Origin of the sequence: Streptomyces sp. A0592 (genome assembly GCF_004795115.1) — a bacterium.
Lineage (GTDB): Bacteria > Actinomycetota > Actinomycetes > Streptomycetales > Streptomycetaceae > Streptomyces > Streptomyces erythrochromogenes.
The window spans coordinates 117,499-138,283 of the sequence record NZ_SSBM01000019.1 but is presented as its reverse complement, the minus strand read 5'-3'; the positions used below and the strand labels follow the sequence as shown (position 1 = coordinate 138,283).

19 protein-coding genes are annotated in these 20,785 nt (G+C 71.0%); 12 read left to right on the top strand and 7 right to left on the bottom strand.

Translation table 11 applies throughout. The features are described from left to right. Nucleotide 1 precedes the first annotated feature (1 nt). The 4 genes from E6U81_RS25190 to E6U81_RS25175 are packed head-to-tail and all read right to left on the bottom strand — an operon-like array spanning nucleotide 2 to nucleotide 1,847. Nucleotides 2–385 (bottom strand): DUF6251 family protein, encoded by a 384-nt coding sequence (locus tag E6U81_RS25190; RefSeq protein WP_240804010.1) that lies wholly within the window; start codon nucleotides 383–385, stop codon nucleotides 2–4. Between the two features lie 12 nt (nucleotides 386–397). After that, entirely contained in the window at nucleotides 398–727 is a 330-nt protein-coding gene (locus E6U81_RS25185) for an RRQRL motif-containing zinc-binding protein (protein WP_136232360.1), read from the bottom strand. Further along, nucleotides 727–1,581: a DUF2637 domain-containing protein gene (locus E6U81_RS25180; RefSeq protein ID WP_136232359.1), complete on the bottom strand. Its 855-nt coding sequence runs from the start codon at nucleotides 1,579–1,581 to the stop codon at nucleotides 727–729. The genes E6U81_RS25185 and E6U81_RS25180 overlap by 1 nt, the downstream gene beginning before the upstream one ends. After that, nucleotides 1,578–1,847 carry a DUF6284 family protein gene (locus E6U81_RS25175; protein WP_136232358.1) on the bottom strand — a complete coding sequence of 90 codons (270 nt, stop codon included), beginning with the start codon at nucleotides 1,845–1,847 and terminating at the stop codon, nucleotides 1,578–1,580. Before E6U81_RS25175 ends, E6U81_RS25180 begins: the two co-directional genes overlap by 4 nt. Nucleotides 1,848–2,321: 474 nt before the next feature. Here E6U81_RS25175 and E6U81_RS25170 point away from each other — a divergent pair, with 474 nt between their 5' ends. Together E6U81_RS25170 and E6U81_RS25165 are read left to right on the top strand one after the other, a co-directional pair. Beyond that, nucleotides 2,322–3,095, top strand: coding sequence for a GntR family transcriptional regulator (locus E6U81_RS25170; protein ID WP_136232357.1), 774 nt, complete (start codon nucleotides 2,322–2,324; stop codon nucleotides 3,093–3,095). Further along, nucleotides 3,092–3,664, top strand: coding sequence for a GNAT family N-acetyltransferase (locus tag E6U81_RS25165; RefSeq protein WP_136232356.1), 573 nt, complete (start codon nucleotides 3,092–3,094; stop codon nucleotides 3,662–3,664). Before E6U81_RS25170 ends, E6U81_RS25165 begins: the two co-directional genes overlap by 4 nt. A gap of 70 nt (nucleotides 3,665–3,734) precedes the next feature. Here E6U81_RS25165 and E6U81_RS25160 read toward each other — a convergent pair whose 3' ends face one another. The 3 genes from E6U81_RS25160 to E6U81_RS25150 all read right to left on the bottom strand — a co-directional run bounded on the left by E6U81_RS25160 (nucleotide 3,735) and on the right by E6U81_RS25150 (nucleotide 7,684). Continuing rightward, nucleotides 3,735–4,892: an XRE family transcriptional regulator gene (locus E6U81_RS25160; RefSeq protein WP_136232355.1), complete on the bottom strand. Its 1,158-nt coding sequence runs from the start codon at nucleotides 4,890–4,892 to the stop codon at nucleotides 3,735–3,737. Next, complete coding sequence (locus E6U81_RS25155; RefSeq protein ID WP_136232354.1) at nucleotides 4,882–5,667, bottom strand: hypothetical protein; 786 nt, start codon at nucleotides 5,665–5,667, stop codon at nucleotides 4,882–4,884. Before E6U81_RS25155 ends, E6U81_RS25160 begins: the two co-directional genes overlap by 11 nt. 289 nt (nucleotides 5,668–5,956) lie before the next feature. Next, nucleotides 5,957–7,684: a phospholipid carrier-dependent glycosyltransferase gene (locus E6U81_RS25150; RefSeq protein ID WP_240804016.1), complete on the bottom strand. Its 1,728-nt coding sequence runs from the start codon at nucleotides 7,682–7,684 to the stop codon at nucleotides 5,957–5,959. A 119-nt stretch (nucleotides 7,685–7,803) separates the two neighbouring features. Between E6U81_RS25150 and rsmI the strand changes: the two genes are divergently transcribed. From rsmI to E6U81_RS25100, 10 genes are all read left to right on the top strand, one after another. Next, nucleotides 7,804–8,700 (top strand): 16S rRNA (cytidine(1402)-2'-O)-methyltransferase, encoded by an 897-nt coding sequence (rsmI, locus tag E6U81_RS25145; protein ID WP_240804008.1) that lies wholly within the window; start codon nucleotides 7,804–7,806, stop codon nucleotides 8,698–8,700. A 266-nt stretch (nucleotides 8,701–8,966) separates the two neighbouring features. Next, a complete protein-coding gene (locus E6U81_RS25140; protein WP_240804015.1) occupies nucleotides 8,967–9,356 on the top strand; it encodes a hypothetical protein in 390 nt (129 codons plus the stop codon). A gap of 10 nt (nucleotides 9,357–9,366) precedes the next feature. Next, complete coding sequence (locus E6U81_RS25135) at nucleotides 9,367–10,248, top strand: TatD family hydrolase (RefSeq protein WP_136232351.1); 882 nt, start codon at nucleotides 9,367–9,369, stop codon at nucleotides 10,246–10,248. Between the two features lie 116 nt (nucleotides 10,249–10,364). After that, nucleotides 10,365–12,029, top strand: coding sequence for a ubiquitin-like domain-containing protein (locus E6U81_RS25130; RefSeq protein WP_276615821.1), 1,665 nt, complete (start codon nucleotides 10,365–10,367; stop codon nucleotides 12,027–12,029). 68 nt (nucleotides 12,030–12,097) lie between these two features. Then, complete coding sequence (gene rsmA / locus E6U81_RS25125) at nucleotides 12,098–13,009, top strand: 16S rRNA (adenine(1518)-N(6)/adenine(1519)-N(6))-dimethyltransferase RsmA (RefSeq protein ID WP_136232350.1); 912 nt, start codon at nucleotides 12,098–12,100, stop codon at nucleotides 13,007–13,009. Further along, nucleotides 13,006–13,932, top strand: coding sequence for a 4-(cytidine 5'-diphospho)-2-C-methyl-D-erythritol kinase (locus tag E6U81_RS25120; protein ID WP_136232349.1), 927 nt, complete (start codon nucleotides 13,006–13,008; stop codon nucleotides 13,930–13,932). The genes rsmA and E6U81_RS25120 overlap by 4 nt, the downstream gene beginning before the upstream one ends. Nucleotides 13,933–14,039: 107 nt before the next feature. After that, nucleotides 14,040–15,371: an acyltransferase family protein gene (locus tag E6U81_RS25115; RefSeq protein ID WP_136232348.1), complete on the top strand. Its 1,332-nt coding sequence runs from the start codon at nucleotides 14,040–14,042 to the stop codon at nucleotides 15,369–15,371. Between the two features lie 28 nt (nucleotides 15,372–15,399). Beyond that, entirely contained in the window at nucleotides 15,400–17,202 is a 1,803-nt protein-coding gene (locus tag E6U81_RS25110; protein WP_136232347.1) for an ABC-F family ATP-binding cassette domain-containing protein, read from the top strand. 153 nt (nucleotides 17,203–17,355) lie between these two features. Beyond that, the gene (locus tag E6U81_RS25105; protein ID WP_136232346.1) at nucleotides 17,356–18,987 is read left to right on the top strand and encodes a PQQ-binding-like beta-propeller repeat protein; all 1,632 of its coding nucleotides are present in this window, start codon (nucleotides 17,356–17,358) and stop codon (nucleotides 18,985–18,987) included. Between the two features lie 43 nt (nucleotides 18,988–19,030). Continuing rightward, nucleotides 19,031–20,749, top strand: a complete 1,719-nt coding sequence (locus E6U81_RS25100; protein ID WP_136232345.1) for a PQQ-binding-like beta-propeller repeat protein — start codon at nucleotides 19,031–19,033, stop codon at nucleotides 20,747–20,749. The last annotated feature ends 36 nt before the right edge of the window (nucleotides 20,750–20,785 follow it).

Genomic DNA, 20,785 nt, shown 5'->3' with positions numbered 1-20,785 from the left:
GTCACCGCCTCCGCTTCCGGCGGGCCTTCGCGACGTTCTTCACGGCCGCCCCGGCCTCGGGGCTGCCGATCGACTTCACGACCGTGTGGACGCCCCAGCCGAGGACCAGGGCGAGGAAGGTGAGCATCGCCAGGTTGGCAGCGATGGCGGTGAGCGCGCCGACGAGGAGCGGGCCGAAGTACACGCCGGCCGCGACCGCGCCGGCGCCGACTCCGGAGCCGAGGGCTATGCGCTGGACGGTCTTGTCCGGGGCGGCCTGGTGGATGTGCTGGTGCACGACCTGCGGCCCGGCGTACGGGGCGGGGAGCTGGTCGGCGTAGATGTGGGTGCCGTCCGGGAGTTGCACGACGCCGGGCGGCCGGATGGGTTCGGGCAGGTGGTTCACGGTCATCTCCCGTCAGGGGGCTTCGGGGTAGGCGCAGGGGACGCACATGCCGAGCGAGACCGGGATGACGTATCCGGCATCGGCCCGGCAGGCCGGGCAGGTACGGCGGGCGGCATTCGCCCGGGCCAGAGCCGCGCGCTTGGCCGGGGTCATCGGCCGGACCGGCTTGGCCCGGTCCACGCGGTACAGGAACGCGGTCAGCGGAGTGCGCCGCCGACGCGGACGCTCAAGCTGGGCCACGACGTCCTGACCGCCGGGCCGCAGCCCCGCCGCGCGGAGCTGCCGGCGGGTGGCCAGCCCGTCCGGGGCGAGCCGCCAGGGGTAGACCGGCAGGGTGGCCATCAGCTCACCACCGCAGCCGCGTCACGCTCGCGCTCGGCCCTCAGGGCCTCGCGCACGATCCGGGCCTTGGCCGCGGAGGTGTGCAGGGCCTTGCGGATCCCCTCACCGGTCAGCTTTTCGACCGGCCACGACTCCGTCAGACTCCGGGCCTCCGCCAACAGTTCGGCCTCCGACCGGACCGGTCGGGCAGACCGCGCCGCCACGGGAACTCGACCGGTCGCCCGACGAGGACGCGACACTTCCGCCGCCACGACCGGCACGGCCGACACATCGACCGAACCGACCGGCACATCGACCGCCCCGGCCGAGTCCAGCTCAGGCGCTGGGACGGGCAGGGCGGTGGGCTCTTCCACCACGGATTCGCCCAGCTCAGCCATCGACCGATTTGTATTGGTCTGCACCGATTCGGGTGCGGTCGGGTCGGCCGTTGGGCGGTGGTGGAGGACTTTGGCGACGAGGTCGGAGCCGAAGTAGATCGACCCGACCGGCAGCGATGTCGCCAGCAGCACCAGTGCCCAGTTCGTCCAGTCGCCCTCGGCCAGTCGGCTCCAGCCGATCGACTGCGAGTGCAGGTCCGGCACGAGCCCGTGCACGTAGTTCAGGACCAGCGACGCGAGCGTGTACGAGGCCAGCACCCGCAGCGCGAACTTCCGCGCGTCCCCGGTCAGGACGAGGGCGGCGACGAGGGCGAGGGCCATCAGCCCGTCGACCACGAAGGGGTACAGCCACGCGGCCGTGGTGTCCGCACCGATGGCCCGGGCCACATCCCGCAGCGCGTTCCACGAGACTCGGAACGCCATGCCGACCACGGCCACCAGGGCCAGCACCAGCAGAACCCGCCCGGTGCGGTTCACGCAGCGCCACCCGAGGACGGGAGGTGGGCGGCCCGGTTCTCCAGCGCGGTCCGGGCGGCGAGCACGCGCCGGCAGGCCCGGCGCAGCCGCTGCACGTCTACTTCGGTGGGTGTGCGGTCCAGCGTCATGATCTCCGCGTCGAGCAGGTCGCGTTCCGCCAGGATCAGCGGCAACTCGACCTCGATCGCCTCAAGCTCCGCGTTCGACGGCTGCAGGCCGTCGGACCACGGGGTAACAACATCGTGAAGTGCAGCGATGGACTTCATGGGTCTTGCTCCTTCTACGGAGGAACGGGACCGAACAGCAGCCCCGGTGTTCCAGCACCGGGGCTGCACTTCGTTGTGGAGCAGGAAGAACTGCGGCTCTCCTTGACCCCGCCCGTACGAGACGGGAGGAGAGGCAAACGGCAGCGCCGAGAGTGGCGCGGAGGGCTGAGCAGTGCGTGTGTCCCCTTCAGGTCTGCGACCTGGCGAAGGCGTATGGAGACGTGACCTTTCGGTCTTAGCCCTCCGGTGAATGACAAGGCGCCGGGTCGCCTCCCCCCGTCCGCTGCGGGGCTCCTGGTCATGCGAGTCGTGCTTTAGGCAGAGCAGGGCAGGGCATACTTGACCCCGCTGCACCGCTTGCTCAACTTGTTGGTACAAGCTGATGCAGTGATGCTGCACCCACGGACAGTGAGTCGTCAAGGGATTGGGGCCCACATGTACCAACAAGTTGAGCGAGTGCGTCATGATGGGGCCATGAACAAGCAGCCGAAGTACCGTCAGGTGGCTGACGCCCTCCGTCGCGAGATCGACAACGGCGTCTACCCGCCGGGGTCTCGGCTGCCGTCTGAGAGTGAACTCTCAATCCGCTTCGATGCGTCGAGGAACACGGTCCGCTCGGGCCTGAACGCCCTGGTTGGCGAAGGGTTGATCTCCTCCAGCCAGGGCCTCGGCTACGAGGTGCGCAAGCACGAGGTCTTCGAACTCAACGCTTCCCGCTTCGAGAACCTGACCTTCCCGCAGAACGGCGACGCCTACAGCACAGATGTCACGAACGCTGGGCGACACCCGACGCAGACGTTCCGCGTTGAGGTGACCCCGGCAACGGATTACATCGCCGGACGCCTCAAGGTCGACGTCGGCTCCACTACGGTCCTACGGTTTTGCCACCGCTTCGTGGATGACGTGCCGTGGTCCACCCAGGCGACCTACTACCCCGACTGGCTCGTGAAGGAGGCACCCCGGCTTGCCGAGCCTGGGGACATCGCGGAGGGGACGACGCGATATCTGGCGGCCGCCGGCATCGAGCAGGGTGGCTACTTCGACGAGATCGCCACGCGCATGCCGACTCCTGATGAATCGCGCCTTCTGGACGTGGGCGCTGGCGTGCCGGTGCTGCTCTGGACGCGCACGGGCTACGCCGGCGACAGGGTCATCCGGTGCACGATCACCACGTTCCGAGGAGATCTCAATCGCATGAACTATGAGATCGGTGAAGTTCCCACCCGGGTCGAGGGCGGGCAGTCGTGATCATAGAGCTTGCCACCGCCGATGACCTTCCCAGGCTGTTGCAGTTCCGTCAGGAAGCGGCAGCCTGGCTGGCCAAACTCGGTTCGGACCAGTGGAGTCGCCCCTATCCGGCGGACCGCCTGCTGGCCACCATCGAGGCCGGGACGGTTTTCATGGTCCGTGATGGTGAAACGACCGCGGCAACCATCACCCTCACGTCGGAGGCGGAAGGCGGGCTTTGGTCGAGTGAAGAGCTTTCCGAGCCGTCGTTGTTCGTGAACAAGCTGACAGTTGCCAGGACGCACGCTGGGCGGAATCTTGGAGGGCGGTTGCTCGATTGGGCGGGAGATCGGGCGTGTCGGTCCGAGGCTTCTTGGCTCCGCCTCGACGCGTGGACGACGAACGACCAGCTTCAGCGCTACTACCTCAGCCACGGGTTTGAGCACGTCCGCACGGTCACGGAAGGCGGGGCCGTGAACGGCGGACCGCGTGTGTCGGGGTGGCTCGCCCAGCGTCCGGCGCGACTCAACCCGAGCCACGCCCTGTCGGACCAAACGCCGAAACCTGCATCAGTATTCAGGAGAGGGTGACTGGTCAGCCTGCGGGATTGTCTCCCCCTGCAAGGCATTGCCTAATGCGCCGTCCTTGCGGGGGAGAAACTCAAACGAGCCGCAATACCGGTCGAGTATCCGACATCCCTAGTAGCTCACTAACGCGAGCTTCTTTCCAGGCAAGCTCGCGCGCCAATCGGCGCACGGTCAAGCCTTGGTCTGCACTTGCTAGTTCAAATGCCTGTGTCAACATAATCGGTTGCTCGCCCGGGTATCCGCTGACGGGCTCTGGACAGAATCCCGGCAAGTTGGATAGAGTGTTTAGTTTTTGGTATGCGCGGCTTGTGGTGGCGTCTGAAGAAAGGCCGAGTTCTCTACATCTGTAGACGAGGGATTTTACGGAGACGCCCCAAGTTCGAGAAATGTTGGCGAGTCGCGCCAAATCCATTCTGCGAGGCAGGAGGGGGTGAATTTCATCGCGAGGTGTCAGGAATTCTGCGGCGAAGGTGTTGGCTTCGCGTTCCTGCTGCATGTCTCCGGTCGATGAAGAGTGCAGCACGAGGTGCCCAAGTTCGTGGGCGGCGCTGAATCGATGCCTGTAGACATCGTCCGCCCTATTGGGGGTCAGGATGATCAACGGTCGAGGCAGGCCACAGCTAGCGAAAGCGTCGATTTTGGACGTGGCCTGGTCGGCTTCCGGTGGCACTACGACGACGATTCCCCGAGCCTCCATAAGTCTCACGAGGTGCCGCACGGGTCCCTTGGGGGCACCCCAATGTGCCCGCAAAGCGCGGGCAGCTTCGGCCGGATCGCGGGGAATCTCTGTACCAGGATGAACCTCGCCCCCGGCAAACCCCGGCAAGTCGACGAGCGGAAGTTGTACCCGCTTTTCGAGTGCGTAGGTAAGCTCCCAAACTTGCCCAGCGAAGCCGAGCGCCTTGTTTCGCTGGGCGCCGCTTGTGGATCGCAGCGACCTGAAGTGGGCCATAGTCGTATCGAGTTTTCCCAGGGGGCGCCCAGCCAGGAAGAATTCGACGGGCACGTCGAGCACTTCGGCAAGTCGTGGCAATAGTTCCGGTCTGGGTCTGCTGCTACCTGTTTCGTACTGGCCGACTGCTGCGGGTGAAACGCCGACACCTTGGGCGACATCCTTCTTTGTCATGCCGGCAAGGTGTCGAGCTTGAGTGAGGCGGGGCGGGTGGAAGCCCTCCCAAACGGCCTTGGGTGTCTCGCCAAGGCCGGGGATCGTCGGATTCTCAGTCTTCATCGCTCTCTGCGGTGTCGTGGTCGGCTACGTCGGCCGCTTCGGTCAGGGGCGTCACCCCAAGATTCCGCTCGGCGGGGCTGCGGCCGGACATGGGCACCTCCGGCAGGTCGCCGGAGTCAAAGCGATCATCCTCCGTCGATGTTGCCCCGAGGCTCATCAGGTGCGGTGTTACGGGCGCGGCGAGGGGTGATTGCTCCGTGAGCCATTCGAGGGTGCCCGAATCATCGCTCATCTCCACTTCGCCCCACCATGCGCGCTTAAGGCCCGACCTGTCCATCTCGTAGGCCACGAGAACGAGGCGCGGGCGGGGGCTCCGGCTGGCCACCTCTTCGAGGGAGGGCCGTAGGGGCAGCAGCGCTTCGTCGCCGGGCAGAGGATCCGCGATCCAGCGTCGGGAGGCCGAATCCGTAGCGGCAAAGATCTCTTTCACGAGGTTCGAGACCTTGCGCGGCCACTGATCAATGTTCTCGTCGGGGGAATCGATGTGAACGGGGTAGAACAGGGCCTCGCCGACCAAGGCCAACTTGTACCAAGTTCCCGTTTTGACTACCTCGGTTCCTTCGAGGCCCAGGTCTAGGATCCGCTCGACCAGCAGGTCGAACTGATCAACCATGCGCTCACCGCCGGGGGCGAAGCCCCTTCGGTTACGCGAGACCGCCTGGACGTCGAGCATGCCCTCGGCCGTTTCCTCCAGGGCTCCCCACACGGCGTCCTGCACTGCCTCGGCGTCGCTTCCGAATCGCCTTCGAGCCCAGTCCGGCACGGAGTTGTTCACTGACCCCTCCCGTCGCTTGGTAGCGGATTGCCCAGAAGGCTACACCCTGCGCTTCAGTTTTATGCAGAAAACTTGCATGAGTGCTTTAGGGGTTGGGTGGCGGGTTCTGTGCAGGATCCGAGTGACGGGTTCTGAGGAGGGGTTGGAGAGCGGCGAGCGAGATGAGCCAAACTCGTGAGACCTGGGCCGTCTGTGGGCCGTCAAGGGGCGGCCCAGGACGGCCGGCGACCACCGGCAACAACCACGACGGGCCCGGCACCTGTCGGTGCCGGGCCCGTCGTTTTGGCTGCTAGACCCAGGTGTCCAGCCACATGCGGCCGCGCCAGGAGTCCATGGGCAAGGTCTGGCCCGTGTAGATCGGCCAGAAGTAGATGAAGTTCCACACGATCAGCAGGACCAGTACGCCCGCGCCGATCGCGCCCAGGGCTCTGCGGCGTTCCGAGGAGCCGGCCGGGCCGAGTAGGGCGCCGATCATCATCGCCACCGCCAGGCACAGGTACGGGACGAAGACCACCGCGTAGAAGTAGAAGATCGTCCGCTCCTGGTAGTTGAACCAGGGCAGCAGGCCCGCGGCCAGTGCGCACGCGATCGCGCCCGCCCGCCAGTCGCGGCGGAAGAACCACCGCCACAGCACGTACAGCAGCGCGAAGCAGCCCGCCCACCACAGCAGCGGCGTGCCCAGGGCCAGGACCTCGCGGGCGCACTTGCCGGCCGCCGTCGCCGGGCAGCCGTCGGTGCCGGGCTCGGGGGACTCGTAGAAGTACGAGACCGGCCTGCCCAGCACCAGCCAGCTCCACGGGTTGGACTCGTAGGTGTGCCCGGAGGTCAGGCCGACGTGGAAGTCGTAGACCTCGGTCTCGTAGTGCCACAGGCTGCGCACCCACTCCGGCAGGAACGACAGCGAGCTGTTCTGGTCGTTCTTGGCCGCCCAGTCGCGCAGGTAGCCGCCCTTGCCGTTGTCCGGGCTGAAGATCCAGCCCGACCACGACGCCACGTACGTCACGATCGCCACCGGCACCGTGGAGACGAAGGCGGGCAGCGCGTCACGGCGCAGCATCGCCGCGTACGGGGCGCCCGCGCCCGCGGTGCGGCGGGCGGCCGCGTCCCACAGCACGGTGAGGATGCCGAAGAAGGCCAGGACGACGAAGCCGTTCCACTTCGTGCCGGCAGCCAGCCCCAGGCAGACCCCGGCCAGGATCCGGTACGGGCGCCAGCCCAGCCGCAGTGTCTCGGCGATCCTCGCGTCGGGCCGGGTCCGGCCCTCCTCGTCCACCGGCAGAGCGTCCGCCAGCCGGGCTCTGGCCCGGTCGCGGTCGATGAGCAGCGCCCCGAAGGCGGCGAGCACGAAGAACATCAGCACCAGGTCGAGCAGCGCCGTGCGGCTCATCACCAGGTGCAGGCCGTCCACCGCGAGCAGCGCGCCGGCCAGGCAGCCGAGGAAGGTCGAACGGAAGAGGCGCCGCCCGATCCGGCACAGCATCAGCACCGACAGGGTGCCGAGCACAGCGGTCATGAACCGCCAGCCGAAGGGGGTGAGGCCGAACATCCACTCGCCGAGCCCGATCACCCACTTGCCGACGGGCGGGTGCACGACGTAGCCCGGGTCCACCGGCAGGGCGACCCCGTCGGGGTTGGCGAGGATCGACTTGTCGATGTCCTTGGGCCAGTTCGCCTCGTAGCCCTGCTTGATCGTGGCCCAGGCGTCCTTGGCGTAGTACGTCTCATCGAATATCACCGCCTTCGGGCTGCCCAGGTGCACGAACCGCAGCACACCCGCGACCAGAGCCACCAGCAGCGGTCCGGCCCACGCCATGATGCGCTGCCAGGTCCCCCACACCTCCGGCGGCAGCCCGAAGGTCATCCACAGCTGCCGGGACGGCTTCGTGTACGGGGGCACCAGGCGGGTGCGGACGTCCACGCGCGGCGACGCGCCGGCTGCCGGCGCGTAGCCGAAGCCGCGCAGGCGGCGCAGCCAGGTGGGCGGCTCTTCTTCGCCGCCCGCCGTTGCCGAGGGCAGGGCCCCCGCGGGGCTGGGCGGCGGCGTCGCGGTACTGGTCACCGGCACATCGTAGGGAAGAGATCTGTGTGTGCCCCAGTGGCGTGGGTGACGAGCCGCGGGACTGAGAGGATGGGCGGGTGACAACTGACCAGCCCCGCGTGACCGAGCCCACCTCCACCGAGGGCGTCCTCGTCCTCGCCGGCACCCCCATCGGCGATCTCGCCGACGCCCCGCCGCGCCTGGCCGCGGAGCTGGAGCGGGCCGACGTGGTCGCCGCCGAGGACACCCGGCGGCTGCGCCGGCTGACCCAGGGGCTGGGCGTGCACACCACCGGGCGCGTGGTGTCGTACTTCGAGGGCAACGAGTCGGCCCGCACCCCGGAGCTGGTCGAGGCCCTGGCCGGCGGGGCGCGCGTGCTGCTGGTGACCGACGCCGGCATGCCGTCCGTCTCCGACCCCGGCTACCGGCTGGTCGCCGCCGCCGTGGAGAAGGACATCAAGGTCACCGCGGTCCCCGGGCCGTCGGCCGTGCTCACCGCCCTCGCGCTGTCCGGGCTGCCCGTGGACCGGTTCTGCTTCGAGGGCTTCCTGCCGCGCAAGGCGGGCGAGCGCCTCGGCCGGCTGCGCGAGGTCGAGGGGGAGCGGCGCACGCTCGTCTACTTCGAGGCCCCGCACCGGCTCGACGACACCCTGGCGGCGATGGCCGAGGTCTTCGGCGCCGAGCGGCGGGCCGCGGTCTGCCGCGAGCTCACGAAGACCTACGAGGAGGTCAAGCGCGGCGGGCTCGGCGAGCTCGCAGCCTGGGCGGCCGAGGGGGTGCGCGGGGAGATCACCGTCGTGGTGGAGGGCGCCCCGGCGGCCGGACCCGGAGACGTGGACGACGAGGAGCTCGTGCGCCGGGTGCGGGTGCGCGAGGAGGCGGGGGAGCGCCGCAAGGAGGCCATCGCGGCCGTCGCGGCGGAGGCGGGCGTACCCAAGCGCGATGTCTTCGACGCGGTCGTGGCGGCAAAGAATGCGGCACAAAAGGCGCCATAAACCGGTAAAGAGCTAGCCTGAAAAAGCAAAGCTCAGACCGTGCGCCGGGCGCTTTGGGCATGAGTCGCCCAAAGGCCGTCCAACACTGGACAGGACCTGATGCGCTCCCGCCCGAAGAGGCGTCCACTGGCAGAGGCACCAGTGGAACAAGAGGAGCTGGCATGAGTGAGATCGCAGACACCCCGGTACCGGTCCAGGCCCCGGCACCCGCACGCTTTTCCAGCCCCGACGTGCAGACCGTGCACGAGGCGTACTCCTTCGCGTGCATGCGCTGCGGGTTCGGCTGGGAGCAGGGGTACCGGATCGAGCACCACGTCGACGGCCGCGGCGAGCCGTTCATCATGTACACGGTCGACGGCGAGCGGGTGCCCTCCCCGCTGTCCAACCCGACCTGCCTGAACTGCGGCGGGCACGTCGTGCGGATCATGCGCGCGGGACAGGTCTCCTCGGTGCTCGGGATGATCGACCACCTCTACCACCACCGCATCGCCCCCGGGATCGCCGGACCGGTGCCGGCGGGGGCGAACGTCCCGCGCACCCCGAAGCCCCGCACGGCCACCGGGTTCCACGATGCCCCCGGACCCGTCGCCGTCAGCGAGGCCGAGAAGCGCGGGGGCCTGCTCTTCCGGCTGAAGGGCTTCTTCCGCCGGTCATAGGATCGGCCCCATGAGCTCTTCCTCCGCCTCCAAGGACGCACCGCCGCCGCTGCCCGAGCCCCTGCGGGTGGCGGTCGCGGACTCGCACACCCACCTGGACATGCAGGCGGGGACCGTCGAGGAGGGCCTCGCCAAGGCCGCCTCGGTCGGGGTGACCACCGTCGTCCAGGTCGGCTGCGACGTGAAGGGCTCCCGGTGGGCCGCCGAGACGGCGGCCGCGTACGACAACGTCCACGCCGCCGTCGCCCTCCACCCCAACGAAGCCCCGCGCATCGTGCACGGGGACCCCGACGGGTGGTCCCGCCAGGGCGCCCGGTCCGGCGGCGGCGAGGCCGCCCTCGACGATGCCCTCGCCGAGATCGAGGCACTGGCCGCCCTCGGCCACGTGAAGGCGGTCGGCGAGACCGGCCTCGACTTCTTCCGCACCGGGCCGGAGGGCATGGCCGCGCAGGAGCGTTCCTTCCGCGCCCACATCGAGATCGCCAAGCGACAGGGCAAGGCCCTCGTCATCCACGACCGCGACGCCCACGCGGACGTGCTGCGCGTGCTGCGCGAGGAGGGCGCCCCCGAGCGGACCGTCTTCCACTGCTACTCCGGGGACGCCGACATGGCCCGCGAGTGCGCCGCCGCCGGCTACTACATGTCCTTCGCCGGAACCGTCACCTTCAAGAACGCCGCGCCGCTGCGCGAGGCGCTGGCCGTGGCCCCGCTGGAGCTGGTCCTCGTCGAGACGGACGCGCCCTACCTGACCCCCGCGCCGTACCGCGGCCGGCCCAACGCGCCGTACCTCATTCCGCTGACGGTGCGCGCGATGGCCGCGGTCCGCGGGATCGACGAGGACGCGATGGCCACCGCCCTGGCGGCCAACACCGCCCGCGCCTTCGACTACTGACCGGCTCCACCTGGTCGACACGTAGGGTAGTCGTACGACTTTGTTCCGTGACGCCTCCTCCGCTAGGGTGCCGTGCCCCAACCAGCGGGTGCCGGACCACCAGTGGAGCGAGCGTCGTGAGCGATACGCAGGGCAGTCACCGCCGAGGCGCTCCCGTCCCGGAGGCGTACGGGGGCGAAGCCCCGGCCTGGCCGACCTGGCACGCCTGGCCGGCGGACGACGGGCCGGCCGACGACGGCCCGGTCGACGCCGGGCCCTCGTCGTGGGAGACGGAGCCCGCCCTACCCCTTCCCGCCCCACGCGCGGAGGAACGGCGCGCCGGACGCCGCCGGCGCCCCGCGCACCCCGCCGCCACCAAGGACGGCGCGTACGGCGCCTACGGCTCGGACGGCTCGGACGGCGCGGGCGGCGGGGGCGCGGGCCGGGACGGGGAGCGGCCCGAGACGTTCCCGGCGCCGGGGACGGGCCGCCGCCGCGCACCCGCGCCCACCCCCACCCTCGCCGACGCCGGCGTACTCGCCCCCGGCCGCCGGGCCCGTGGCCGCACCGCCGTCGAGGAGCCCCCGGCCGGCACCGGCCGCCGCCGCGGCCCCGCAGAACCGGCCGTCGCGGTCCCCGACGCCCCTGCCGGGACGGGGCACGGCCGCCGCCGGGCCGCGGGCCCCGTGCTCCTCGGCCCCGCAGCGCCCGGCGGCACCTGGCGGCGGATCGTGCCGCAGGCCCTGGTCGTCGCCTTCCTCGCCGGCGGTACGACCGCGTTCGTCGCCGCCGACAAATCGGTACGCCTCACCGTGGACGGAGTCCCGAGAGAGCTGCACACCTTCGCCGGCGACGTCGAGGAACTCCTCGCCGCGGAAGGACTCGACGTCGGCCCCCACGACCTCGTCGCCCCCGCCCCCGGCGAACGCCTGGACGACGGCGAGGAGATCGTCGTCCGCTACGGCCGCCCGCTGCGCCTGACCCTCGACGGACAGCAGCGCCAAGTGTGGACCACCGCCCGCACCGTCGACGGCGCCCTGCGCCAGTTCGGCATCCGCGCCGAGGGCGCCTACCTCTCCGCTCCGCGCACCGCCCCCGTACCGCGCTCCGGCCTGACCCTCAGCGTGCGTACCGAGCGCAGCGTCACCTTCATGGCCGACGGCCGCGAACGCACCATCCGCACCAACGCCGCCACCGTCCAGGAGGCCCTCGACCAGGCCGGGATCACCCTCCAGGGACAGGACACCACCTCCGTGCCGCCCACGGCCTTCCCGCGCGACGGCCAGACCGTCACCGTGCTCCGCATCACCGGCACCCGCGAGGTCCGCGAGGAACGCATCCCCTTCGAGACCGAGAAGGTCAAGGACGGCGAGCTCTTCGCCGGAACCGAGGTCGTCGAGCGCGCCGGCCGGCCCGGGGCGCGCAGGGTCACGTACAGCCTGCGCACCGTCAACGGGGTCCGGCAGAAGCCGCGCGCCATCGCCGACGAGGTCGTGCGCGAGCCCGTCGCCCAGCTCGTCAGGGTCGGCACCAGGCCGCTGCCGAGCTCCGTCTCCGGCACGGACGGCCTCAACTGGGCGGCCCTCGCCCAGTGCGAGTCCGGCGGCCGGCCCTCCGCCACGGACGCCTCGGGGACGTACGGCGGCCTGTACCAGTTCGACGTCCGCACCTGGCAGGGCCTCGGCGGGAGCGGCCGCCCCCAGGACGCCACTGCCGGGGAGCAGACCTACCGGGCGAAGAAGCTCTACGTGCAGCGGGGGGCGAGCCCGTGGCCCCACTGCGGCCGCAGGCTCACGTCGTAGGCCGCGGTCGTGGGCCGCGGGCCCACGTCGTCGTCGGGACCACTCGGCCGATCTGAGACGCTTTACCGGTGAGCACCGCAGAGCAGCAGCCCGATAACCCCGCGCCCAGCACCCCCGACGCCCTCCTCGGCCCCGCAGACGTCAGGGAACTGGCCGCCGCCCTCGGCGTACGCCCGACGAAGCAGAAGGGGCAGAACTTCGTCATCGACGCCAACACGGTGCGCCGGATCGTGCGCACCGCCGAGGTCCGCCCGGACGACGTCGTCGTCGAGGTAGGCCCCGGCCTGGGCTCGCTGACGCTCGCGCTGCTGGAGGCCGCGGACCGGGTCGTCGCCGTCGAGATCGACGACATCCTGGCGGCCGCCCTGCCCGCCACCATCGAGGCCCGCATGCCCGCGAAGAAGGACCGCTTCGCGCTGGTCCACTCCGACGCGATGCTGGTCACCGAGCTGCCCGGCCCGGCGCCGACCGCGCTGGTCGCGAACCTGCCGTACAACGTGGCCGTGCCCGTCCTGCTGACCATGCTCGACCGCTTCCCGAGCATCGAGCGGACCCTCGTCATGGTCCAGGCCGAGGTCGCCGACCGGCTCGCCGCCGAGCCCGGCAACAAGGTCTACGGGGTGCCCTCCGTCAAGGCCAACTGGTACGCGCACGTCAAGCGCGCCGGAGCCATCGGCCGCAAGGTCTTCTGGCCCGCCCCCAACGTCGACTCCGGGCTCGTCTCCCTCGTGCGCCGCACCGAGCCGATCGAGACCACCGCCTCGAAGGAAGAGGTCTTCGCGGTCGTCGACGCGGCGTTCGCGCAGCGCCGCAAGACCCTGCGCGCCGCACTGGCCGGCTGGGCCGGCTCCGCGGCCGGCGCCGAGGCCGCGCTGGTCGCCGCGGGCGTCTCCCCGCAGGCCCGCGGAGAGTCCCTGACGGTGGAGGAGTTCGCCGCGATCGCCGAGCACAAGCCCGCCCCGGAGAGGCCCGCACTGTGAGCACGCGCCCCGAGAGCACGCGCACGGCGCCCGTCACCGTACGGGTCCCCGCGAAGGTCAACGTCCAGCTGGCGGTGGGCGCGGCCCGCCCCGACGGCTTCCACGACCTGGCCAACGTCTTCCTCGCCGTCTCCCTCTTCGACGAGGTGACGGCGACCCCGGCCGACGCGCTGACGGTGACCTGCGAGGGCCCCGACGCCGACAAGGTCCCGCTGGACCGCACCAACCTCGCGGCGCGGGCAGCCGAGATCCTCGCCGCCCGCAACGGCCTCGCCCCCCTGGTCCACCTGCACATCGCCAAGCGCATCCCGGTCGCCGGCGGCATGGCCGGCGGCAGCGCCGACGGCGCGGCGGCCCTGATCGCCTGCGACGCCCTGTGGGGCCTGGACACCCCGCGCGAGGAACTCCTCGACATCTGCGCGGAGCTCGGCAGCGACGTCCCCTTCAGCCTCGTCGGCGGCGCCGCGCTCGGCACCGGCCGCGGCGAGGTCCTCACCCCGGTGCCGACCGGCTCCTTCCACTGGGTGTTCGCGGTGGCCGACGGCGGACTGTCCACCCCGGCCGTCTTCCGCGAGTTCGACCGCCTCACCGCCGACGAGGCGGTCCCGCAGCCGCAGGCCTCCCCGGCTCTCCTCGCCGCCCTCGCCTCCGGCGACCCGGACGCCCTGGCCGCCACCCTGGCCAACGGCCTCCAGCCGGCCGCCCTCTCGCTGCGGCCGTCCCTGCAGGCGACGCTGGACGCGGGCCTCGGCGCCGGCGCCCTGGCCGCCCTGGTCTCCGGCTCGGGCCCCACCACGGCCTTCCTCGTCGCGGACGAGGAAGCCGCCGCCAAGGTCGCCGCCGCCCTCGACGCCTCGGGCACCTGCCGCGCCACCCGCACGGCCTCGTCCCCCGCCCCCGGAGCCACGGTCCTGCCCCGCTGAAACCCCGCCCGGGCGGCCCGCCGCCCGGCTCGGCTGATACGTACTCAGGTGCGGGTTGAGTATCCGCACCCTGTCGGCGGGGCCGGGGCGGTCGACATCGTGGGGCCATGACAGTCAGCGCACGCGACATGGCCGCCGCCACCCCCGCCGGCCGCGACCGGTACGTCGACCTGCTGCGCGTCGCCTCGCTCGGCACCGTCATCGCCGGGCACTGGCTGATGGCCGCAGTCAGCAGCGACGGCATAGGGAACCTGCTCGCCCTCGTGCCCGCCCTGCAGGTCCTCACCTGGGGGCTGCAGATCATGCCCGTCTTCTTCTTCGTCGGCGGCTTCTCGCACGCCCTCTCCTACCGCTCCCTGGCCCGCCGCTCCGAAGGCTCCGTCTACGCCGCCTTCCTGCGGGCCCGGCTGCGCCGACTGCTGCGCCCCACCCTCGCCTTCGTCCTGGTGTGGGCCGCCGTCGCGCTCGCCGTGCAGCTCGCCGGCCGCGGCGGCGGCCCGCTGACCGGCGCCGCCCTGCGGCTGGTCACCCAGCCGCTGTGGTTCATCGGGATCTACCTGGCCATGGTCGCCTTCACCCCGCCGCTGCTGAAGCTGCACGAGCGCCACGGCTGGGCCGCCTTCGCCGCGCTGGCCGGCGCCGCCGCGCTGGTCGACGTGCTGCGCTTCGCGCTCGGTGTCCCCTACGTGGAGTTCCTGAACTTCGCCCTCGTCTGGCTCGCCGTGCACCAGCTCGGCTTCCTGCGCGCCGACGGCCGCATCCGCCGGCCCGCCGTCCTCGCCGCCGCCGGACTCGCCTCGGCCGGACTGCTGGTGGCGTACGGCCCGTACCCGCTGTCCATGGTCGGGATGCCCGGCGAGAAGGTCTCCAACATGGCCCCGCCCACCCTGGCCCTGCTCTGCCACGGCCTGTGGCTCGTGGGCGCCGTGCAGCTCGCCGCCCGGCCCGCCGGCGCCTGGCTGGAGCGCCCCCGCGTGTGGCGCGCGGTCGTCACCGCCAACGGGGTCGCCATGACCGCCTTCCTCTGGCACCTCACCGCGATGCTCGCCGTGTACGGGGCCCAGCTCGCCCTCGGCATCGACCTGCCGGCACCCGCCACCGCCGCCTGGTGGGCGCAGGTCCCCGTACGGATCCTGGCCGCGGCCGCGCTGACCGGTGTGTTCGTCGCACTCCTGCGCCGCTTCGAGGCCCCCGCTCCCGCCCGCCCGGCCGACCCCGCGGGCACCGCCGCCGGCCCCGTCGCCGCCTTCGGGATCACCCTGTGCCTGCTGGGCGTCCTCGGCCTTTCCATGACCGGGCTCGGCGGGCTCCTCGACGGCCACAGCGCCATGCTCATCGCCGTCCCGGTCACCGCACCCGCCGCGATCGCCATGGCACTGGGGGGCGCCTGGCTGGTGGAACGGTCAGCCCCGGCCCGGAGGGTTAGGCTGAGGGGCTGATCCACACCCTTTCCCTGGAGCGCGTCTGATGGCCGTCAATCTGGTCAATGTCGAGGCAGTCAGCAAGGTGTACGGCACACGTACCCTGCTGGACGGCATCTCCCTCGGCGTGTCCGAGGGGGACCGGATCGGCGTCGTCGGCCGCAACGGCGACGGCAAGACCACCCTCATCCGGATGCTGGCCAAACTGGAGGAGCCCGACAGCGGCCGCGTCACCCAGTCCGGCGGCCTGCGCATGGGCGTCCTCACCCAGCACGACTCCCTCGACCCCGCGGCGACCGTCCGCCACGAGATCATCGGCGACATGGCCGACCACGAGTGGGCCGGCAACTCCAAGATCCGCGACGTCCTCACCGGACTCTTCGGCGGCCTCGACCTGCCCGGCTTCAACCAGGGCCTCGACACCGTCATCGGCCCGCTCTCCGGCGGCGAGCGCCGCCGCATCGCCCTCGCCAAGCTCCTCATCGCCGACCAGGACCTCCTGATCCTCGACGAGCCCACCAACCACCTCGACGTCGAGGGCATCTCCTGGCTGGCCGGCCACCTCCAGACGCGCCGCTCCGCACTCGTCTGCGTCACCCACGACCGCTGGTTCCTCGACCAGGTCTGCACCCGCATGTGGGACGTCCAGCGCGGCGACGTCTTCGAGTACGAGGGCGGCTACAGCGACTACGTCTTCGCCCGCGCCGAGCGCGAACGCATCGCCGCCACCGAGGAGACCAAGCGGCAGAACCTGATGCGCAAGGAGCTCGCCTGGCTGCGCCGCGGCGCCCCCGCCCGCACCTCCAAGCCGCGCTACCGCATCGAGGCCGCCAACGAGCTCATCGCCGACGTGCCGCCGCCGCGCGACAAGTCCGAGCTGATGCGCTTCGCCAACGCCCGCCTCGGCAAGACCGTCTTCGACCTCGAGGACGTCACCGTCCAGGCCGGCCCCAAGACCCTCCTCAAGCACCTCACCTGGCACCTTGGCCCCGGCGACCGCGTCGGCCTCGTCGGCGTCAACGGCGCCGGCAAGACCTCCCTGCTGCGCGCCCTCGCCGAGGCCGCCCGCACCCAGGGCGAGGCGCAGCCCGCCGCGGGCCAGGTCATCGTCGGCAAGACCGTCAAGCTGGCCTACCTCTCCCAGGAGGTCGGCGAACTCGACCCCTCCCTGCGCGTCCTGGAGGCCGTCCAGCGCGTCCGCGACCGCGTCGACCTCGGCAAGGGCCGCGAGATGACGGCCGGCCAGCTGTGCGAGCAGTTCGGCTTCACCAAGGAGAAGCAGTGGACGCCGGTCGGCGACCTCTCCGGCGGCGAGCGCCGCCGGCTGCAGATCCTGCGCCTGCTGATGGACGAGCCCAACGTCCTCTTCCTCGACGAGCCCACCAACGACCTCGACATCGAGACCCTGACCCAGCTGGAGGACCTCCTCGACGGCTGGCCCGGCTCGATGATCGTGATCTCCCACGACCGCTTCTTCATCGAGCGCACCACCGACACCGTGATGGCGCTCCTCGGCGACGCGAGCCTGCGCATGCTGCCGCGCGGTCTGGACGAGTACCTGGAGCGCCGCCAGAAGATGATCGAGGCCGCCGCTCCGGCCGCCGCACCCGCCGCGGCCGCCGCCAAGTCCACCTCCTCCGGTGACTCGCGCGCCGCGAAGAAGGAACTCCAGAAGATCGAGCGGCAGCTGAACAAGCTCGCCGACCGCGAGGGGAACCTGCACGCGCAGATCGCCGAGCACTCCACCGACTACGACAAGGTGGCCAAGCTCGACGCGGAGCTGCGCGAACTTCTCGCCGACCGCGACGACTTGGAGATGCGTTGGCTGGAGCTGGCCGAAGAGTCCTAGATTCCGCCGGTCCTCGGGACCAGTTGGCCGGATAACGGCGGCATCACGGGCCGGTCCTCCCTTGGGAACAGGGGGCGGACCGGTCCGTTGTATGCGCGGTGTCAGTGATAGAAAGGTCATTCTCCCCGCCCCCCCGAAGCCGAAAGTGCGCTGATGACCGAGCCGCCCCAGCCGCCGAACCAGCCACCGACACCTTCCGGTTACGGACACCTCCCCGGGCCGCCGCAGCAGCCCTACGGGTATCCGCAGCAGGGCGACAACCCGTACGCGGGGGCGCCCGCGTACCCCCAGCAGCCCGGCCACGTGCCGCAGCCGCCCACCGTCCCGGCGTACCCGGCCCACGGCCTGCAGCCGCCCCCGCCCGGCGCACCCGGCATGCCGCCGAAGAAGAAGCCGACCCTGCTCATCGCCGTCTCGGCCGCCGCCGCCCTCGTCCTCGGCGGCGTCGGCTACCTCGCCTTCGGCTCCGGCGGCGAGGACCCCAAGGAGCCCGTGGCCCAGGAGTCCGGCGACGCGAAGCCCTCCGGCTCCCCGTCCGTGGACAAGGGCGACGGCAGCGGCCCCGGCGGCAACCAGCAGACCGACCTCAACGCCGGCCGCAAGCAGGGCGAGGACAAGGTCCTCTGGCTCAAGACCACCAAGATCGACGGTCCCGGCGCCGGTGTGGCCACCCATGGCCAGTGGGTCGTGGGCGACACCGTCGCCAAGACCGTCGGCAATACGATCAAGGGCTACGCGGCCGCCGACGGCAAGGAGAAGTGGACGATCACCTTCCCTGCCGACATCTGCGGCATGACCAAGCGGACCACCGACGACGGCAAGACCGTCGTCATGTACGAGGACGGCCCTTCGGAGACCGCCAACTGCAACCAGATCCGCATGGTCGACCTCAAGACGGGCAAGGAGGGCTGGTCCAAGGAGGTGCCCAAGGAGAGCGCCTTCGACATGTTCATCGACCCCAGCCTGGCCATGACCGGCGACATCGTCACCGTCAACCGGCTCACCCGCGCCACCGCCTTCCGCATCAGCACCGGCGACAAGCTCTTCGGCAGCCCGTCCGAAGGCTGCGTGCCCGGCGCCTACGCCGCCGGCAACGGCAAGCTGATCGGCGTCGCCACCTGCAACGACACCGACATGACCGTCGAGGTCCAGGACGCCGACCCGGCCACCGGCAAGAAGACGTGGACCTACCGGCTCCCCAAGGGCTGGAAGGTCGGCCGCGTCTACGGGGTCGACCCGATCGTCCTCCACCTCACGAACGCCACCACGAAGGAGAACTCCATCGTGGTCCTCGGCCCCGACGGCAAGCAGCGCACGACGCTCGCCGGCGAGGGCACGTTCTCGACCGAGTGCAGCGTGAGCCACGACGACTCCCTGCAGGGCTGCGCCACCGCCGTCGTCGACGCGGGCACCCTCTACCTGCCGACCAAGGCCGCCATCGGCAAGGCCAACGAGATCGTCGCCTTCGACCTGAACACCGGCAAGGCCAAGTGGCGCGTCCCGGCGGGCGAGGGCCGCACCCTGGAGCCGCTCAAGGCCGCGAACGGGCAGCTGATCGCCTACCGCAAGGCCGAAGCCGACCGGGGCGGCGAGGTCGTCTCGATCCCCGCCGACGGCAGCACCCCCACCGCCCTCCTGCGCCACCCGTCGGGCCCCTCCGCGCCGATCGAGAGCTCCTTCTACTCCCCGGACGTCGACTACTCCGACGGGCGCTTCTTCATCTCCACGACCCGCCTGCTCGCCCAGGACAAGGACGAGAAGCTCCTGATGGTCTTCGGCAAGTGAACACCCGTCCAACGCGCCGTCCACCGAGAGGCAACAGCAACCGATGAGTACCCCGCCGCCCCCCAGCCAGCCGCCGTCCGGCGGCTTCGGAGCGCCGCAGGATCCCCCGCCGGGCGGGTTCGGAGCGCCCACGCCGCCCGCCGGACCGCCCTCGCCGCCGCCCGGACCGCCCGCCGCCGCCCCGCAGCCGCCGGCCGGGCAGCCCGCGTACGGATACCCGCAGTCCGACCCCGGCTACGGATACCCGCAGCAGCCCGCCGGACCCGCGCAGTACGGCGCGCCCCTGCCCCCCGCCCAGCCCCCGGCCGGCGGTGGCGGCGGCGGGGACAAGCGCACCCAGCTGACCATCGTCGGCGCGGCCCTCCTGGCCATCGTCCTCATCGTCGGCGGCGGCCTCTGGTACGCCTCCGGCGACGGCGACGGCGGGACCACCGCGCAGAGCGACCCCAGCGCCTCCCCGGGCGGCGACAAGAACCAGGGCTATGTGGCCGGCACCGAGAAGGTCCCCGGCAACCCCAAGTCGAAGGTCCTCCTCAAGCAGCAGGTTCCGGAGGTCGCCGACCTCGTGTCCGTCAACGGCTCCTGGCTGACCGACACCACCTACGTCAAGTCCGACGTGTCGAAGGTCGTCGGCTACAACCTCGTCGACGGCGGCAAGAAGTGGGAGGTCCCGCTCACCGGCGAGATCTGCGGCGCCACCCACCACGTCAGCGAGAACAGGACCGCTGTCCTCTTCCGGCCCGCCCAGCCCACTGCCGAGAACAAGTACCCGCCGTGCACCGAGGTCGGCGTCATCGACCTGGAGGCCGGCAAGCTCGCCTGGTCCGGCAACATCAAGAGCGCCAACGGCGGCGACAGGTCCGCCCAGTTCTCCGAGATCACCATCAGCGGCAAGACCGTCGCCGCGGCCGGCGTCTCCAGCGGCGGCGCCGCCTGGAACCTCGCCGACGGCAAGAACCTCTGGCAGCCCAAGGTCGACGGCGAGAGCTGCCGCGACACCGGCTACGCCGGCGGCGAGGCCCTCGGTGTCATCCGCAAGTGCGGCCAGCACCCCAACTACACCCTGAACGCGCAGATCCTCGACCCCGCCACGGGCGCGCCCATCGCCTCGTACAAGCTCTCCCAGGGCATCGAGTACGCGCACATCGTCTCCACCAAGCCCTTCGTGGTGGCGGCCGACGTCGGCGACAACGCCAAGGGCGGCAAGGGCGTCAGCGACCTGTTCGTCGTCGACCCCAAGGGCGAGCTGAAGGCGCGCATCCCGCTCGCCGCCGGCAGCTTCGCCGCCAAGTGCGCCTCCACCGACGTGGAGAAGTGCTCGAACATGGTCGTCGGCAACGGCAAGGTCTATCTGCCCTCCGCGGAGCACCAGGGCCAGTCCCCGACGGGCCGCACCAACGAGCTGCTCTCCTTCGACCTGGAGACCGGCAAGCAGACCACCGACCGCGCCGACGCGGGCGAGCGGTACACGATGTACCCGCTGCGCATGGACGGGTCGAACATCATCGCCTACAAGGTCCCCCCGTACGACAAGGGCGGCCAGATCGTCAGCATCGACAGCCGGACGATGAAGGAAACCCTCCTCATGGAGAACCCGGCCGACAAGGACGTCAAGAGCGCCGAGGGCTCCTTCTCGCCCGAGTCGTCCTCCGAGTTCCGCTACCGGGGCGGCAAGCTCTTCATGGCCAAGCAGAACGTCAGCAAGCCGTTCTCGGACAGGCCGGAGAAGGACATCCTGTTCGTCTCCTTCACCGCGAGCTGATCCGCCCGCCACTTCAGAAGCCCCCGAACGGTACGC